Origin of the sequence: Planococcus dechangensis, from assembly GCF_042654465.1 — a bacterium.
GTDB lineage: Bacteria > Bacillota > Bacilli > Bacillales_A > Planococcaceae > Planococcus > Planococcus dechangensis.
The window spans coordinates 803,729-820,275 of the sequence record NZ_JBHSGL010000005.1 but is presented as its reverse complement, the minus strand read 5'-3'; the positions used below and the strand labels follow the sequence as shown (position 1 = coordinate 820,275).

At 44.9% G+C, this 16,547-nt stretch carries 15 protein-coding genes and 1 other annotated feature; of the genes, 12 read left to right on the top strand and 3 right to left on the bottom strand.

Translation table 11 applies throughout. The annotated features are described in order from the left end of the window. Nucleotides 1-72: 72 nt before the first annotated feature. Nucleotides 73-255 (bottom strand): DUF2929 family protein, encoded by a 183-nt coding sequence (locus ACFO5U_RS07335; protein WP_377277996.1) that lies wholly within the window; start codon nt 253-255, stop codon nt 73-75. 187 nt (nt 256-442) lie between these two features. On the opposite strand from ACFO5U_RS07335, the gene ACFO5U_RS07330 reads away from it, so the two are divergent. From ACFO5U_RS07330 to opp4C, 7 genes are all read left to right on the top strand, one after another. Continuing rightward, nucleotides 443-1,375 (top strand): beta-ketoacyl-ACP synthase III, encoded by a 933-nt coding sequence (locus ACFO5U_RS07330; RefSeq protein WP_377277994.1) that lies wholly within the window; start codon nt 443-445, stop codon nt 1,373-1,375. A gap of 27 nt (nt 1,376-1,402) precedes the next feature. Further along, on the top strand, nt 1,403-2,638 hold the full coding sequence (gene fabF, locus ACFO5U_RS07325) for a beta-ketoacyl-ACP synthase II (protein ID WP_377277992.1): 1,236 nt from the start codon (nt 1,403-1,405) through the stop codon (nt 2,636-2,638). A 246-nt stretch (nt 2,639-2,884) separates the two neighbouring features. Beyond that, nucleotides 2,885-3,937 (top strand): ABC transporter ATP-binding protein, encoded by a 1,053-nt coding sequence (locus ACFO5U_RS07320; RefSeq protein ID WP_377277990.1) that lies wholly within the window; start codon nt 2,885-2,887, stop codon nt 3,935-3,937. Beyond that, nucleotides 3,934-4,944, top strand: coding sequence for an ABC transporter ATP-binding protein (locus ACFO5U_RS07315; protein WP_377277988.1), 1,011 nt, complete (start codon nt 3,934-3,936; stop codon nt 4,942-4,944). The genes ACFO5U_RS07320 and ACFO5U_RS07315 overlap by 4 nt, the downstream gene beginning before the upstream one ends. Before the next feature lie 28 nt (nt 4,945-4,972). Beyond that, complete coding sequence (opp4A, locus tag ACFO5U_RS07310) at nt 4,973-6,703, top strand: oligopeptide ABC transporter substrate-binding protein (RefSeq protein ID WP_377277987.1); 1,731 nt, start codon at nt 4,973-4,975, stop codon at nt 6,701-6,703. 150 nt (nt 6,704-6,853) lie between these two features. Further along, on the top strand, nt 6,854-7,819 hold the full coding sequence (gene opp4B, locus ACFO5U_RS07305; RefSeq protein ID WP_377277985.1) for an oligopeptide ABC transporter permease: 966 nt from the start codon (nt 6,854-6,856) through the stop codon (nt 7,817-7,819). Between the two features lie 14 nt (nt 7,820-7,833). After that, the gene (gene opp4C, locus ACFO5U_RS07300; RefSeq protein ID WP_377277984.1) at nt 7,834-8,751 is read left to right on the top strand and encodes an oligopeptide ABC transporter permease; all 918 of its coding nucleotides are present in this window, start codon (nt 7,834-7,836) and stop codon (nt 8,749-8,751) included. A gap of 68 nt (nt 8,752-8,819) precedes the next feature. Here the strand turns inward: opp4C and trpS are convergent, their stop codons facing one another. Both trpS and ACFO5U_RS07290 read right to left on the bottom strand, forming a co-directional pair. Beyond that, entirely contained in the window at nt 8,820-9,812 is a 993-nt protein-coding gene (gene trpS / locus ACFO5U_RS07295; protein ID WP_377277982.1) for a tryptophan--tRNA ligase, read from the bottom strand. 76 nt (nt 9,813-9,888) lie between these two features. Continuing rightward, nucleotides 9,889-10,103: a binding site (T-box leader), on the bottom strand. A 50-nt stretch (nt 10,104-10,153) separates the two neighbouring features. Continuing rightward, on the bottom strand, nt 10,154-10,495 hold the full coding sequence (locus ACFO5U_RS07290; protein ID WP_377277980.1) for a DUF3899 domain-containing protein: 342 nt from the start codon (nt 10,493-10,495) through the stop codon (nt 10,154-10,156). 241 nt (nt 10,496-10,736) lie between these two features. Here ACFO5U_RS07290 and ACFO5U_RS07285 point away from each other — a divergent pair, with 241 nt between their 5' ends. From ACFO5U_RS07285 to ACFO5U_RS07265, 5 genes are all read left to right on the top strand, one after another. Next, nucleotides 10,737-12,449: a peptide ABC transporter substrate-binding protein gene (locus ACFO5U_RS07285; RefSeq protein WP_377277979.1), complete on the top strand. Its 1,713-nt coding sequence runs from the start codon at nt 10,737-10,739 to the stop codon at nt 12,447-12,449. 183 nt (nt 12,450-12,632) lie between these two features. Continuing rightward, nucleotides 12,633-13,568: an oligopeptide ABC transporter permease gene (gene opp3b, locus ACFO5U_RS07280; RefSeq protein WP_377277977.1), complete on the top strand. Its 936-nt coding sequence runs from the start codon at nt 12,633-12,635 to the stop codon at nt 13,566-13,568. Further along, complete coding sequence (opp3C, locus tag ACFO5U_RS07275; protein WP_377277976.1) at nt 13,568-14,587, top strand: oligopeptide ABC transporter permease; 1,020 nt, start codon at nt 13,568-13,570, stop codon at nt 14,585-14,587. Before opp3b ends, opp3C begins: the two co-directional genes overlap by 1 nt. A 15-nt stretch (nt 14,588-14,602) precedes the next feature. Further along, complete coding sequence (locus ACFO5U_RS07270; protein WP_377277975.1) at nt 14,603-15,658, top strand: ABC transporter ATP-binding protein; 1,056 nt, start codon at nt 14,603-14,605, stop codon at nt 15,656-15,658. Continuing rightward, nucleotides 15,658-16,547 (top strand): ABC transporter ATP-binding protein (locus tag ACFO5U_RS07265; protein WP_377277973.1); only part of this gene is annotated, 890 nt, incomplete at its 3' end. The genes ACFO5U_RS07270 and ACFO5U_RS07265, both read left to right, overlap by 1 nt.

Here is a 16,547-nt window from a genome sequence, read left to right as displayed (position 1 = left end):
AATGCGGCGTTTTTTAAGTTTGTTGCTATGAAAAAAGCGGAATCCGTTTAAGGATTCCGCTTTTCTTATTCATTAAAATTCTTTTGCTGCTTCTTTCGGGATAATCATATCCAAAACGAAAATCAGTACAGCGACTGCAATGGCAAAGTAAATGCCGATCATGAAGTCGAATGGCACGTTTTGTACAGCACTTACTACGTAATTCAATGTTGAAATAATTAGGACAGACCAAATCAGCGTTCCAATGTAATGCATCTGTTTTCACCTCTATATAAGAATATCTTGTTTTATCATAGCATATGCACGCCGCGACAGAAAGAAAGTTTCTCTTGAATCCTAAGTTTTTGTCAGAAATATGTCGGCAACTTGAAATCCCAGTTGAATTATCGTATTATTGATACCAGGTACTAACAATTGATGTTAATCGAAATGAGGGACATATATGAATGCTGGAATCATCGGCACTGGCAGATGCCTGCCGGAAGAAAAGTTGACGAATTTTGACCTCGAGCAGCGGATGGATACATCTGATGAATGGATTCGGACCATGACAGGAATTGAAGAACGCCGGATAGCACATAGCGGACAAGACACTTCCGATATGGCGAGAGAAGCGGCGCAGCAAGCAATCGAGAATGCTGGCATTGATCCTGCAGATATCGGGTTGATATTAGTGGCCACGGTGACACCTGACCGCCCATTCCCGTCAGTAGCTTGTGATATCCAGCAGCAGATCGGCGCCGTCAATGCGGCAGCGATGGATATTTCTGCAGCGTGTGCCGGATTTATGTATGGCGTCATCACTGCAAAACAATTTATCGAATCGGATACGTATCAATATGTCTTAGTTGTAGGTGTAGAGAAACTATCGAAAATAACCAACTGGGAAGACCGCAATACGGCCGTTCTGTTCGGGGATGGAGCGGGAGCGGCGGTCATCGGAAAAGTTTCTGAAGGGCGCGGCATCTTGGCCTTCGAACTGGGAGCTGACGGCTCAGGCGGGGAACACCTGTATCAAGACAAGCATCTCATCATGAACGGACGCGAAGTGTTCAAGTTTGCCGTTCGCCAAATGGGAGAGTCTGCTTTGAATGTCATCGAAAAAGCGGGGCTTGCAAAAGAAGATGTAGATTTTCTAATTCCACACCAAGCGAATATCCGAATCATGGAATCCGCGCGGACGCGTTTGGATTTGCCTGTTGAAAAAATGTCGAAGACCATTCAGAAATACGGCAATACATCTGCCGCTTCCATTCCTATCTCCCTTGTCGAGGATTTGGAAGAAGGCCGCATCAAAGACGATGATATCGTCGTCATGGTCGGCTTTGGCGGCGGCCTGACATGGGGCGCCATTGCTATGAAGTGGGGGAAATAAACGGATATGCGAAAGGAAGATAATGAAATGGATAATCGTCGTGTAGTCATTACTGGTATAGGTGCTGTGACGCCACTTGGAAATAATATCGAAACAACTTGGGAAGCGGTCAAAGCAGGGAAATCGGGAGTCGGCCCATTAACCCGTTTAGACGCAGACCAATATCCGGCAAAAGTTGCCGCAGAAATTAAAGACTTTTCCATTGAAGATTATATTGAGCGCAAGGAAGCTCGCAAGATGGACCGTTTTACCCACTATGCACTCGCTTCATCCATTATGGCGATGAAAGATGCCCAACTTGAATTGGATGAGAAAACGGCGTTGCGTACGGGTGTTTGGATCGGTTCAGGAATCGGCGGGATGGAAACGATTGAAAACCAAATGGACGTGCTGAACTCGCGTGGCGTCCGCCGCATCAGCCCGTTCTTCGTGCCGATGATTATTCCGGATATGGCATCTGGACAAGTGTCGATTCACTTCGGGGCAAAAGCAATCAACTCATGTTCGGTAACGGCATGTGCATCCGGCACGAATTCAATTGGAGATGCATTTAAAGTCATCCAACGCGGCGATGCCGATGTCATGATCTCCGGCGGAGCAGAGGCGCCGATTACGCGCCTATCAGTTGCCGGTTTTACAGCTAATACGGCGTTGACAACCAATGCAGACGCAGCAACAGCTTCGCGCCCGTTTGATAAAAACCGCGATGGTTTTGTTATCGGTGAAGGCGCTGGAATTGTTATTTTGGAAGAATACGAACACGCAAAAGCTCGCGGTGCAAAAATTTATGCAGAACTTGTCGGATACGGATCTACTGGGGATGCGCATCATATTACGGCGCCAGCTCCGGGTGGAGAAGGTGCAGCGCGTGCGATGAAACAGGCGATTGATGATGCAGATATCCAAATCGAAGATATCGGCTATATCAATGCACACGGCACAAGCACGCCATACAACGATTTGTATGAAACGATGGCCGTTAAAACGGTCTTTGGCGAACACGCCTATAAACTTGGAATGAGCTCTACAAAATCGATGACTGGCCATTTGCTTGGCGCAGCTGGAGGCATTGAAGCGATTTTCACTGCCTTGGCTTTAAAAGAAGGCATCATGCCACCGACAATGAACTACGGCACACCAGATGAGGAATGCGATCTGGACTATGTGGCAAATGAAGCGCGGACGGCAGACTTGTCATATGCAATGAGCAACTCACTTGGATTTGGCGGTCATAATGCGTCTCTCGTATTGAAAAAATACTAATATATTATTAAGACTCCCGTATCCGGGAGTTTTTTTTATTATCCATTTAATATTTTGATAAAAAATATGCAATGCTTGCATAGTTGCCGGAAGCTTAGAGCCCCTAAGGATTAAAGGCAAAAAGCCATCGTTCTATATGGTAATCTTTTCTTGAAATACAAAAATTATATTGCGCCTGTAATTCTTTTGTAATAGACTTAAACCAAGAGTAAATTAACAGAAAAAAAAGAATTTTGAGGTGTTATGATGCCAGCTAAGTTTGTTTCCACCGAGAATAGACCACTCTTGCAAGTCAAAAACCTTCAAACCGGATTTAAAATTGAAGGTGATTATTATAACGCAGTCGAGCGCGTGAGTTTTGATGTGAAACGCAAGCAGATCGTCGGGGTTGTCGGCGAGTCGGGATGCGGAAAAAGTGTCATGTCTTTATCCATCATGCAGCTATTGCCAGAAGGCATCGGAAAAATCAGAGGTGGCGAAATCGAGTTCGAAGGAGAAGACATTTCAAAGCTCTCCGATAAACGGATGAACGACATCCGCGGAAAAGACATCTCGATGATTTTCCAAGAACCGATGACGTCACTTAACCCAGTATTCACAATCGGCTATCAAATAGAAGAAGTAATCCTCAATCATGAAAACCTAACGAAAAAAGAAGCGCGTCTCCGCTCGGTTTCACTGTTGAAACAAGTGGGCATCCCACGTGCTGAGAAAATTGTTACAGAATACCCTCACCAATTATCGGGCGGCATGCGCCAACGCGTAATGATCGCCATGGCAATTGCTTGCCAGCCAAAGCTATTGATCGCCGATGAGCCGACAACTGCGCTTGACGTAACGGTACAAGCCCAAATTTTGGAGTTGCTAAAAGGTATTCAAGAAGCAAACGATATGTCAATTATCCTAATTACACACGATTTGGGAGTGGTCGCGGAAATCTGCGATGAAGTACTCGTCATGTATGCCGGGAAAATTGTAGAGCGTGCGCCGGTGGAGGAATTGTTTGCGGCACCGAAACATCCGTATACGGAATTGCTGATGAAAGCCATACCGAAAATGGATGAAGAAATCGAAACCTTGGCGACGATTGAAGGTTTAGTGCCGTCGGTCATCAATATGCCGCAAGTCGGATGCCGATTTGCCAACCGCTGTCCGAAAGCGATGCCGGAGTGTACAACAGTCACGCCACAGCTTGGCGATGTCGGACATGAACATGAAGTCGCCTGCCTATTGTTTGATGAAAGTTGGCCATCAGACAAAAAAAAAGTTCGAGATAGAGAAGGAGTCGCCACATTATGACAACAAGAGATTTCAAACAAGAGCGAATCGATCATCTGGATAAGCGTGAGAACCTGTTGGAAATCCACAACTTGAAGAAGTATTATCCGGTAACAGGAGGATTTTTCAAGCGGACGATCGGCAATGTGAAAGCTGTCGACGACGTGTCGTTTTCACTTCGTAGAGGCGAGACTCTTGGGCTTGTGGGGGAGTCGGGCTGTGGCAAATCGACAGCCGGCCGGACGATTCTTCGTTTGATGAAGCCGACAGAAGGCAAAATCATTTTCGAAGGAAAAGACATCACCCGATTATCCGGAGCTAAATTACAGCGTGCGCGCCGAGATTTTCAAATGGTCTTTCAAGATCCGTATGCATCGCTGAATCCGATGCAGATGGTCGGTGACATTATCGCTGAGCCGATCTTGAACTATGAAAAACGCAATAAAAGAGAGCTGGAAACAGAAATCAAAGCGCTCCTCAAACGAGTTGGTTTGCCTGAAGAGGCTTATTATAAGTACGCCCATGAATTTTCGGGAGGACAAAGGCAGCGCATTGGAATCGCCCGTGCGCTGGCTTTGCACCCGAAGCTGATAGTAGCGGATGAACCTGTATCCGCACTTGATGTATCCGTGCAATCGCAAGTGTTGAACTTGCTGAAAGAATTGCAAATCGAATTCGATCTAACGTACCTCTTTATTGCCCACGACCTTAGTGTCGTGAAGCATATGAGTGATCGAATCGGAGTTATGTATTTGGGCAATCTCGTTGAGCTTGCTTCAAATAAAGATTTATACAAAGAACCGCTGCATCCCTACACGCAAGCGCTCATTTCAGCGATACCGGAGCCAAATCCGGCGAAGCGAAAAGAGCGGATTGTACTGAAGGGCGATGTGCCAAGCCCGCAAAATCCACCTACCGGTTGCCCGTTCCATACGCGCTGCCCGGTAGCTATGGAAGTCTGCTCACAAGAGAAACCAGCGTTGGTAGAAGTGCGTCCAGGCCATCAAGTCGCGTGCCATTTGTATTAAATCAAACTAATTTTTAGGGGGAAAACAGATGAAGAAGAAATCCTTACTCTGGCTTTTCGCGCTAGTACTCATCTTGTCCGCGTTTTTGGCGGCATGTGGCGGCAGCGACGATACAACCAGTGAGTCAGGCTCAGAAGGCGAAGGCTCTTCTGAAGAAGGCGCAGCAGAAGGCGAACCACAGCAAGGCGGTACCCTCGTTTATGGACTTGATGCTCCACCGGAAGGTCTATTCTCTTCTGCATTTTATGGCATCGCAACTGACGCTGAAGTCATCGATTTGTTCGATGAAGCATTGATCAGCTATAACGAAAACTTGGAGCCGGAGCCGAACGTCGCTTCTTGGGAAACTGAAGATAATAAAGTCTTCAACTTCACATTCGAAGAAGGCGTTAAATGGCACAATGGCGAAGAATTGACAGTAAATGACTGGGTTTTTGCACTAGAAACTCTTGCAGATCCTGATTATGACGGTCCCCGTTACTCGAATGTACAAACAATTGAAGGAGCAGAAGCTTACCGCAGCGGTGATGCTGACTCCATCTCCGGTATCGAAGTCGTCAGCGACTACGAAATCAATATTACATTTGATCAAGCACGCGTTAACAACTTGACTAACTTGTGGGCATATCCGCTTCCAGAATCTGTTCTTGGCGATGTGCCAGTTGCAGACATGTCTGCATCTGAATGGGTTCGTTCAACTCCAATTGGAATTGGGCCATTCAAAGTCGACAATATCGTCCCTGGTGAATCTGTCGAATTCTCAAAATTCGATGAATACTGGAATGGCGATGTTAACTTGGACAAAATCGTCCTTCGTGTAATCGATAACTCTTCTGTTGTCGGAGCATTGCAAAACAATGATATCGACATGATTTCCCTTCAGCCAGTATCTGGCCCGGAAGTGGAGCCGCTAGAGAACGTTGAAATTACAACTTACCCAGGGTTGACTTATTACTATGTAGGATTCAAACTCGGTAAATTTGATAACGAATCACAAACGATCACAGAAGAACTTCCAAAGTACCAAAGCAAAGAATTGCGTCAGGCTATGATGTATGCACTAAACCGCCAGGAATGGGTAGATGCATTCTTCTTCGGCTATGCTGACGTTGTTAACAAGCCGGTACCGACTTCACACTGGAACGCAGCTGATGACAGCGATTTGATCCAATATGAATACGATCCAGAAAAATCAATGGAAATGCTGGATGCAGCAGGATACGTTGATACGAACGATGACGGTTTCCGTGAAGATCCAGAAGGCGAAGAGTTCGTCGTGAAATTCTCTCACTATGCAACAGGAAACCCAACATTCGAATCCCGTGCCCAAGCAATCGCACAATATTTCGAAGAAGTAGGATTACGCACTGAAGTAGAAATGGTGGAAGTTAACCTTTACTACGATATGGTAGAAAAAGATGACGCTTCTATCGAAACATTCTTCGGCGGCTGGGGAACAGGAACAGACCCGGATCCAACTGCTACTTGGAAGTCTGATCAAATTTGGAACTACCCGCGCTACAACAATCCTGAAGCTGATCAATTGCTAGACGATGCTCTTGATATCGAAATCGTCGGTACGGATCAGGAAAAACGCAAAGAGTTGTATGTAGAATGGCAAAAAATTGTCAACGAAGAGCTGCCGATGCTTTACATTGCAGAACTTGAAGAAATTGTCGCTCTTAACAACCGCGTTGGCGGAGTTGAATATGACGTTTCTGGTCAAAACAGCCCTGCTGAATGGTTCGTTACAGAATAATATCAGCACTAAACCTTCAACGATGGGCGAGTTCGCCCATCGTTGAATCTTTCTATAAGGCTCTTATGCACGGTAAGGGCTGTTTACTCAAAACAATTCTTACCGTGCCGAAGAGCACAACCGAGAATTTATCAGACAAGGAGAGTACCTATGCTTAAATATTCGATTAGAAGATTGCTTGGAATGATTCCGATGTTGATCTTGATTTCCATCGTTGTCTTCAGTCTCGCTAAATTGATGCCGGGAGATTCCCTCAGCGGAGAAATTGATCCGTTGAACACCAACCCGGAATACATAGCAGAAATGCGTGAAAAGCTCGGGTACAACGATCCATTGCCGGTCCAGTATTTCAATTGGATCACAGGATTCGTGCAAGGGGATTTCGGTAAATCCACACGATTCAAAATTCCGGTGTTCGACCTTATTATGGAAAAAATTCCGAACACTTTATTTTTAGGGATTACCGCATTGGTCATCACATATATTATGGCCTTTATCATGGGCATGTATTCCGGCAGGCGGCCTTATACATTAGGGGATAACGCCATTGCAGGATTCAACTACATCATGTTGGCGATTCCCTCATTTGTTGCAGCTGTTTTTGCCATCTACTTTTTTGCATTCCAGCTGAATTGGTTTCCGTTTGCGGGATCTGTCGACATTTTAGCGGAGCAAGGTTCTTTTGAGTATTATTTGAGCCGCATGCACCACGTATTGTTGCCGGCACTGGTTCTTGGTGCCATGAGCACTGCCAGCTATACGCAATTTTTGCGCAATGACATTATCGAAAATTCACGTAAGGACTTTGTCCGTACAGCACGTGCAAAAGGAACGCCAATCAAGAAAATCTATAATGTTCACATTTTGCGCAATTCGATTATTCCATTGGTCACATTCCTTGGATTCGACTTTGCCGCGTTGATCGGCGGAGCGATCATTACAGAAACGATCTTCACTTATCCAGGCATCGGTCAATTGTTCCTACAATCCGTGACGACACGAGATTATCCGACTTTGATGGCACTTACCATGTTATTATCGTTTCTGACATTGCTTGGTAACTTGATAGCAGATATTCTATATGGCGTCGTGGATCCACGAATTCGCCTGGATTGAGGAGGAAGCAGTAAATGGCATCATCAACAACTATCACTCAGCAAAAGAAGCCGGAAAGAAGCTTGTCTCCGTGGCAAATTGCACGCAAAAAGTACTTAAAAAATAAATTGGCCATGATCAGCACGTTCTTTATCATTTTAGTGACTTTGATGTCTTTCTCGGCTCCATTTATCGCTTCATTTTTGTCGCCTCTACCGGATGTATCAAAAGTAAACATCGGGGCCATGAACATTCAGCCCAATAGTGAACACCTTCTCGGTACAGATAAAAGTGGACGGGACGTGTTAACACGGTTGTTCTATGGCGGCCGCATCTCTTTATTGGTCGGATTTAGCGCTACTTTAATTGTTATCACATTCGGGACAATTGTCGGTGCACTGGCCGGATTCTTCGGCGGATTTATCGACAGCATCCTCATGCGTTTCACGGATTTCGTCTTGAACTTTCCGTTTCTTGTTTTCGTCATTGTCTTGAATACCATTCTTTATGGCATTGTTGATGGACTATGGGTATTGATCATGGTTATCGGCGCACTTAGCTGGGGCGGAGTTGCCCGTTTGGTGCGAAGCAAAGTGTTGGCCGAAAAAGAAAACGAGTACATCATGGCAGCTTTATCGATCGGTTGCTCACCGTTCAAGGTCATTACCAAACACTTGCTTCCAAACGTCGTTTCCACCATTATCGTACAAGGTACATTGATCTTTGCGACAATGATTGTCATCGAATCGGCGCTCAGCTATCTGGGCTTCGGTGTTCCACAAGCAACACCAAGTTGGGGCAATATGCTATCATCCGCAAATGAGCCGGATGTGCTGCAAGGCAAGCCGTGGATCTGGATGCCGCCGGCAATCATCATCACTTTGACAATTCTGTCAATCAACTTTATCGGGGAAGGCTTGAAAGATGCCTTGAACCCAAAATCACTTCGTTAAAATGCAAGTCAAACAAAAAAGATGGGCCAGAAGAATTTCTTCTGCCCATCTTTTTTATTTGGTCTTTTTCAGCGTTTGCGTTTACGTCCAAGACCCATTGCATTCTCCATCTTTTTCAATGTTTTATTGGCGATGTCGTTAGCTTTTTCTGCACCTTCGTCAAGAATCATATCTAACTCATCTGAATCAAGCAATTTGTAATAGCGTTCTTGGATTGGCGCTAAATGTTCAGTAATTGCAATAGCGACACCGGCTTTAAAGTCGCCATAGCCCGAACCTTCATATTTAGCAACCAACTCTTCAATCGAAGCGCCGGTGAGTGCGGCTTCAATGGACAATAGGTTCGAAACGCCAGGTTTGTTTTCAGGATCATAGCGGACAATTCCTTCTGAATCGGTGACAGCGCTCTTGACTTTCTTTTCGATCGTTTTTAAATCATCCAGCAAAGTGATGATGGATTTTTTATTGGTATCTGACTTGCTCATCTTCTTGGTCGGATCTTGCAATGACATGACACGGGCGCCGTGCTTCGGTATCCGGATGTCCGGCATGGTGAAGATATCATTGTACTTTCTGTTAAAGCGCTCAGCTAAATCGCGAGTCAATTCGATATGCTGCTTCTGGTCGTCGCCGACAGGTACGATATCCGTTTGATACAGCAGAATGTCTGCAGCCATCAATGGTGGATAAGTCAGCAGGCCGGCAGAGATCGAAGCGGCCTTGGCAGATTTGTCTTTGAACTGCGTCATGCGCTCGAGTTCACCGATCGTTGCTACGCATTGCAACATCCAACCGGCTTGCGCGTGTGCAGGAACTTCAGATTGAATGAATAATGTCGCTTTTTCCGGATCGATGCCGGCAGCCAAATAAAGTGCTGCGAGTGATTTGATGTTCTTTCTTAATTCGAGCCGGTCCTGGGGCATGGTGATGGCATGTTGGTCAACGATGCAAAAGATGCAGTCATAATCGTGCTGCAACTCTGTGAACTGCTTGAATGCACCGATGTAATTGCCAAGTGTCACTGTGCCTGTAGGCTGGACGCCTGAAAAAATCTTCTTCATTAAATTTCCTCCTTCGGATAGGTGTTAGAGAACAAGAAATTGAAAACAAAAAAACACATCACCCGTCCCTTATAAAAAAAGGGACGAATGATGTGCGGTTCCGCGGTACCACCCTGGTTGCCGCAAATGCGGCCTCTTTTTTCCGTAACGTGGAAAAAACGAAAGCGGCTACTTTTTTTCACCACTCCAGCTCGGAAGTCCATTCGATGCAGCCTTCTGCTTGTTTTCACCAGCCACAAGCTCTCTTATATAGAAGGAACTGCATTTACTACTCTTCGTCGACGCTCGTTTCTTATTGAATTCATTATAATACAAAAGGGATTGGGCCTGCAATAGTCACCTTAGGATTGGTACAGGAGCAGTGAAATAACCATGAGAAGCAGTGTAAATGCGCCAACCATCAAAAAAGGTGAACTTGAGAATGACAATGTTTCGGATGGCAAACGCATATCATCATCTTCGAGCGTAGACTTACTCTTGAATACTTTGCGCATGCTCATGGTGAAAATGTCGAAAACTCCTGTGCGCACGACAAACACCCATGCGCCGAAGAATACGAGAATGCCCCCGTATATAAAGGAGTTATTAATGTATGACAGTAAAGAAAACGGATCGCTTCGGAGTAACATCGTCACAATAACCATTAATTGAACGACGGTAATACCGATGATAATTTTTTTCATTCCAGCACCTCTATTCATCTTAATTGTAGAAGAAACAACAAAATAAATCAAAATTTTATTCAGACGCTAATTGAGAAGAAAACGCTTACATGACACGCTTTTCAGGCTATTTGATAATAAACGGCAATCTATAAAAAGCTGAAAGTGTAAAATATTCCAAATAAAACGCTGTACATCAAAAAATATTTATGTATAATAAATCTTGTACCAATTTTTCAGAAAATTTAAGGGGGCAACATCAGTGAAAAACAGCAAGATTTTATGGCTTTTTGGCTTGGTTTTAGTACTTAGTGCTTTCTTGGCTGCTTGTGGCGGCGGAGATGACACAGATACAGGAACTGAAACAACCGAAACAGAAGAGACAGAAGGCGCAGAAGGCAACGGCGGAGAGCCGGATTCTGTACAAGAACTTAACTTGATTGAAAGTGCTGAAATCCCTTCGATGGATTCTTCAATTGCAGAGGATGCTGTAGCATTTAACATCCTTAACAACGTTAACGAAGGTTTGTTCCGCTTGAACGAAGATAACATTGCTGAGCCTGCTCTTGCTGATGGAGAGCCTGAAGTCAGCGAAGATGGTCTTACTTATACATTTACATTGCGCGACGCTAACTGGTCGGACGGTACACCGATTACAGCTAACGATTTCGTATATGCTTGGCAGCGTGCGATTGATCCAGACACAGGTTCACCTTATGGACCATATATGATGGCTGGCACAATCAAAAACGCAACTGAAGTTTCTGAAGGATCAATGGAAGTTTCTGAACTTGGAATTACTGCTGAAGACGACAAAACTCTTGTTGTAGAACTTGAGCGTCCAACTCCTTACTTCATGTCATTGATGGCTTTCGGTACGTTCTATCCTTTAAATGAGGAATTCGTAACGGAGCAAGGCGACAACTACGCTTCTAACTCTGAAACAATCCTTTACAACGGACCCTTTACTCTAACGAACTGGGATGGCACTGGCCTGACTTGGTCAATGGAGAAAAACCCTGAGTACTGGGATGCCGAAACTGTTCAACTTGAAACAATCAATGTTGATGTAGTTAAAGAAACTTCAACTGCTGTAAACCTTTACCAATCAGGTGATAAAGATCGCGTTGGTCTTGCCGGCGAATTCGCTTTGCAATATGCTGACGATGAAGAAGCTCTACGCGAGCAAGAGCCTGTATTGTTCTACTTGAAATTCAACCAAGAACGCAACGGTGAAGAAACTCCACTAGCAAATGAAAATATCCGTAAAGCGATTGCTACTGCTTTCAACAAGCAAGACCTTACGGATGTAGTACTTGCAAACGGTTCACTTCCAGCGAACTACTTGGTTCCAACTGAATTCGCTTTCAACGAAGCTGAAGAAGATTTCCGTGATATCAACGGAGACATGATGGAATTCAACGCTGACGAAGCGAAAACTTATTGGGAGCAAGGCCTAGAAGAAATCGGTGAAACAGAAGTGACACTAGAACTTCTTGGCGGCGATACTGAAACTGCAGGTAAAATGGATGCTTACTTGAAAGAACAACTTGAAACGAACCTTGAAGGTTTGACAGTTAACTTGAAAGCTGTACCATTCGGCGTACGCCTTGAGCTTGATGAAGCACAAGACTACGATATCCAGAACTCTGGATGGGGCCCTGACTTCCAGGATCCGATGACATTCCTTGACCTTTTCGTAACAGGCAGCTCACATAACTTGATGTCTTACTCTAGCGAAGAGTTCGACAACTTGATCGAGCAAGCTAAAGGCGACTTGGCACAGGATGCTGAAGGACGCTGGGATGCAATGGCTCAAGCAGAAAAAATCTTGATCGAAGAAGACGCAGCTATCGCACCGATCTATCAACGCGGTATCATGTCCCTTCAAAAGCCTTATGTGAACAACATTGTTAAACATCCATTCGGCGGAGATTATAGCTACAAATGGGCTTATATTTCCGGTAAGGAATAATAACTCCCAACTGAATGTACTTTATGAAAACATAATAGAAAGAGAGTATATCAAGGGATTGATATACTCTCTTTTCTACTGTAAATAAATTCACCGAAAATTAGCGGTATTCAGCTTTATCAGTAAAAATAAGTTAATTTCAGTAAGTTTATGCAGTATAGTGATTTTATTTGGAGGTGCACCATGGCACGCTATATAGGAAAAAGACTCATCTACATGTTTATCACGTTAGCGCTTATTGCCACTTTTACATTTTTCTTGATGAAAGTATTACCAGGTTCCCCAATTGCTTCCGCAGATAAATTATCTCCTGAACAACGGGCAGTCGTAGAGGCACGTTACGGACTGGACCAACCCCTTCCTGTTCAATACTTCAATTATATGTTCGGTTTGCTGCGAGGAGATTTGGGTATTTCCATTAACCAATTCAAAGGCGCAGACGTAACGGATGTTATTTTAAGCCGCATGGGGCCGTCAGCTCAGATCGGATTCCAAGGGATGCTTCTTGGAACGTTCCTCGGAATACTGTTCGGTATGGTAGCGGCGCTCAGGCAAAACACATGGGTGGATTACACGAGCACCGTAGTGGCGATTATCGGGATATCCATCCCTTCATTTGTTTTTGCATCCATGCTTCAATACTGGTTCGGTTTAAAATGGGATCTGTTTCCGGTGGCATTATGGAAAGATGGTTTCATGTCGAGCGTCTTGCCATCGATTGCTTTGGCGATGTTCCCGCTCGCCACAGCTGCACGCTTTATCCGTACGGAAATGATTGAAGTGCTTGGTTCAGACTACATTACTTTGGCGAAGGCCAAGGGAGCTAGTGGTTCTGAAATTGCTTTCAAACATGCTTTCCGTAATGCTTTGATTCCTTTGATTACTGTTCTTGGGCCGATGGCAGTCAGCATCTTGACAGGTTCGCTTGTCGTCGAACAAATTTTCGCGATCCCTGGAATCGGTGAGCAATTCGTTAAATCCATTATGGTCAACGATTTCTCTATTATCATGGGTACAACGATGTTCTTCTCTGTCTTTTTGATTGCGATCATATTAATAGTAGATATTTTGTATGGAGTCATCGATCCTCGTATTCGTCTTTCAGGAGGTAAGAGTTAATGACACAAAACTATGAAAAGCTTCCGCAAGATGCTTTTGAGCGTATTCCGAGAGATACTAGCCAAGCCGAAAGAATCTCAAAGCCGAGCGTCAGTTTTTGGCAGGACGCATGGCGCAGCTTAAAGAAAAACAAAGGGGCTATCGTCAGCCTGGTTTTGTTTGCAGTGATTGTTATCATGTCGCTCGTCGGCCCGATCATGAGCCCGTATGAGCCGAATGCGCAAACCATCACCCATGCGAACTTGCCACCAAAAATTCCGGTTGTGGAAAATCTAGGAATCTTCAACGGCGAAGGCCAATTGGGCGGGCAGACCATCGATCTATACGAAATGAAAAACGTCGACCAGTATTATTGGTTCGGCACTGATGGCCTTGGACGCGATATGTTTTCACGTGTTTGGAAAGGTACTCAAGTATCCTTATTCATCGCATTCGTAGCAGCAGCGATCGATATGGTGATTGGTGTCATTTATGGCGGAGTTTCCGGTTATTTTGGCGGGCGCATTGATGATGTCATGCAGCGTATCGTTGAGATTCTGACCGGTATTCCGAACTTGGTTGTCGTCATACTGTTTATCCTCATCATGGATCCGGGGATACTCGCGATCATCATAGCTCTGACAATAACCGGGTGGACCGGAATGTCGCGGGTGGTCCGCGGCCAAGTTCTTAAATACAAAAACCAGGAATTCGTCTTGGCTGCACGCACGCTAGGTGCGAGCGACAGCCGCATCATCTGGAAGCATTTGATGCCGAACGTTCTCGGTGTCATCATCATCAACACGATGTTCACGATTCCAGGCGCTATTTTCTTTGAAGCTTTCTTGAGCTTTATCGGACTCGGGCTTCAGGCTCCGGATGCGTCTCTTGGGACATTGATCAATGATGGCTATAAACTGATCCAGTATCAGCCTCATATTCTGTTGTTCCCGGCTGTAGTGTTAAGTTTAATCATGATTGCATTTAACTTGATTGGTGACGGCTTGCGTGATGCGCTTGATCCGAAGATGAAAGATTAAGGAGGAAAGCCTTAGATGGAAAAAATACTTCAAGTAAAAGACCTCGAACTTTCCTTCAACACATATGGTGGCGAAGTAAAGGCAATCCGAGGCGTTAACTTTGATCTATATAAAGGTGAAACATTGGCAATTGTAGGAGAATCCGGTTCCGGTAAATCCGTTACCACCAAATCGATTATGCGTTTATTGCCGGAAGAGAGTGCTGAATTTAAAAGTGGGGAAATCCTTTTCGGCGGGCGTGACTTGACGAAATTGAGCGATAAGGAAATGCAGAAAATCCGAGGAAAAGATATTTCGATGATTTTCCAAGATCCGATGACTTCCTTGAATCCGACAATGCCAATTGGCCGCCAAATTACAGAACCGATTTTGAAGCACCAGAAAATCGGCAAAGAAGAAGCGAAGAAAGTAGCAATTGATTTGCTGCGTCTTGTCGGCATGCCGAAACCTGAACAGCGCATGAAGCAATATCCGCACCAATTTTCAGGCGGACAGCGCCAGCGGATCGTTATTGCAATTGCGCTTGCCTGCAATCCACAAATTCTGATAGCCGACGAACCGACAACGGCGCTTGATGTAACCATTCAAGCTCAAATTCTTGAATTAATGAAAGATTTACAGAAAAAAATTGATACTTCCATCATATTCATTACGCATGATCTCGGTGTAGTGGCGAATGTTGCAGACCGTGTAGCGGTCATGTACGGTGGCAAGATTGTTGAAATCGGTACTGTTGATGAGATTTTCTACAACCCGCAACATCCGTATACATGGGGGCTGCTTAGCTCTATGCCATCGATGGATGCAGAAGATGCAAAGCTGTATGCGATCCCAGGCACCCCGCCAGACTTATTGCATCCACCGAAAGGAGATGCATTCGCCCTGCGCAGCGAGTATGCATTGAAGATCGATATGGAACAGCCGCCACCGTTTTTTAAAGTTTCAGATACGCATATGGCAGCGACATGGCTTTTACATCCGGATGCTCCTCAAGTCGAGCCGCCGGAAATGGTTATCGAACGGATGAAAAAGTTCCCTGGAAGCCGCTATTATGAAGGGAGCGTTTATTGATGGCTGAGAAATTGCTGGAGATACACAATTTAAAGCAACATTTTAATGTAGGAAAAGCGAATGAAGTGAAGGCCGTAGATGGCATTTCCTTTGATATATACAAAGGTGAAACCCTTGGATTGGTAGGAGAGTCCGGTTGTGGAAAATCCACAACGGGACGTTCCATCATCCGTCTTTACGATGCAACAGACGGAGAAGTGCTTTATGAAGGGGAAAGTGTACACGGCAAGAAATCAAAAAAAGACCTGAAAAAATTCAACCGCAAAATGCAGATGATTTTTCAAGATCCATATGCTTCATTAAATCAACGGATGAAAGTTATGGACATCATCGCCGAAGGAATCGATATTCACGGATTGGCGAAGGATGCAACAGACCGAAAAAAAATGGTCTTCGATTTATTGGAAACTGTAGGCTTGAACAAAGAGCACGCTAACCGTTATCCGCATGAGTTTTCAGGCGGCCAGCGCCAGCGTCTCGGGATTGCCCGCGCTCTTGCCGTTGATCCGGATTTTATCATTGCAGATGAACCGATTTCGGCACTGGATGTCTCCATTCAAGCGCAAGTCGTCAACTTATTGAAAGAATTGCAGAAAGAAAAAGGCTTGACGTATTTATTCATCGCCCACGATTTGTCGATGGTCAAATACATTTCGGACCGCATCGGCGTGATGTACTTCGGTAAGTTGGTGGAACTGGCTCCCGCGGATGATTTGTACGAAAACCCGATGCATCCGTATACGCAATCATTGCTCTCGGCCATTCCGCTTCCAGATCCGAACTATGAACGTAACCGTACGCGCAAAGCATATGATCCAGCAATCCATAACTACTTGGACACTGATGATGTGAAAATGCGCGAGATAACGCCAAACCATTTCGTTCAATG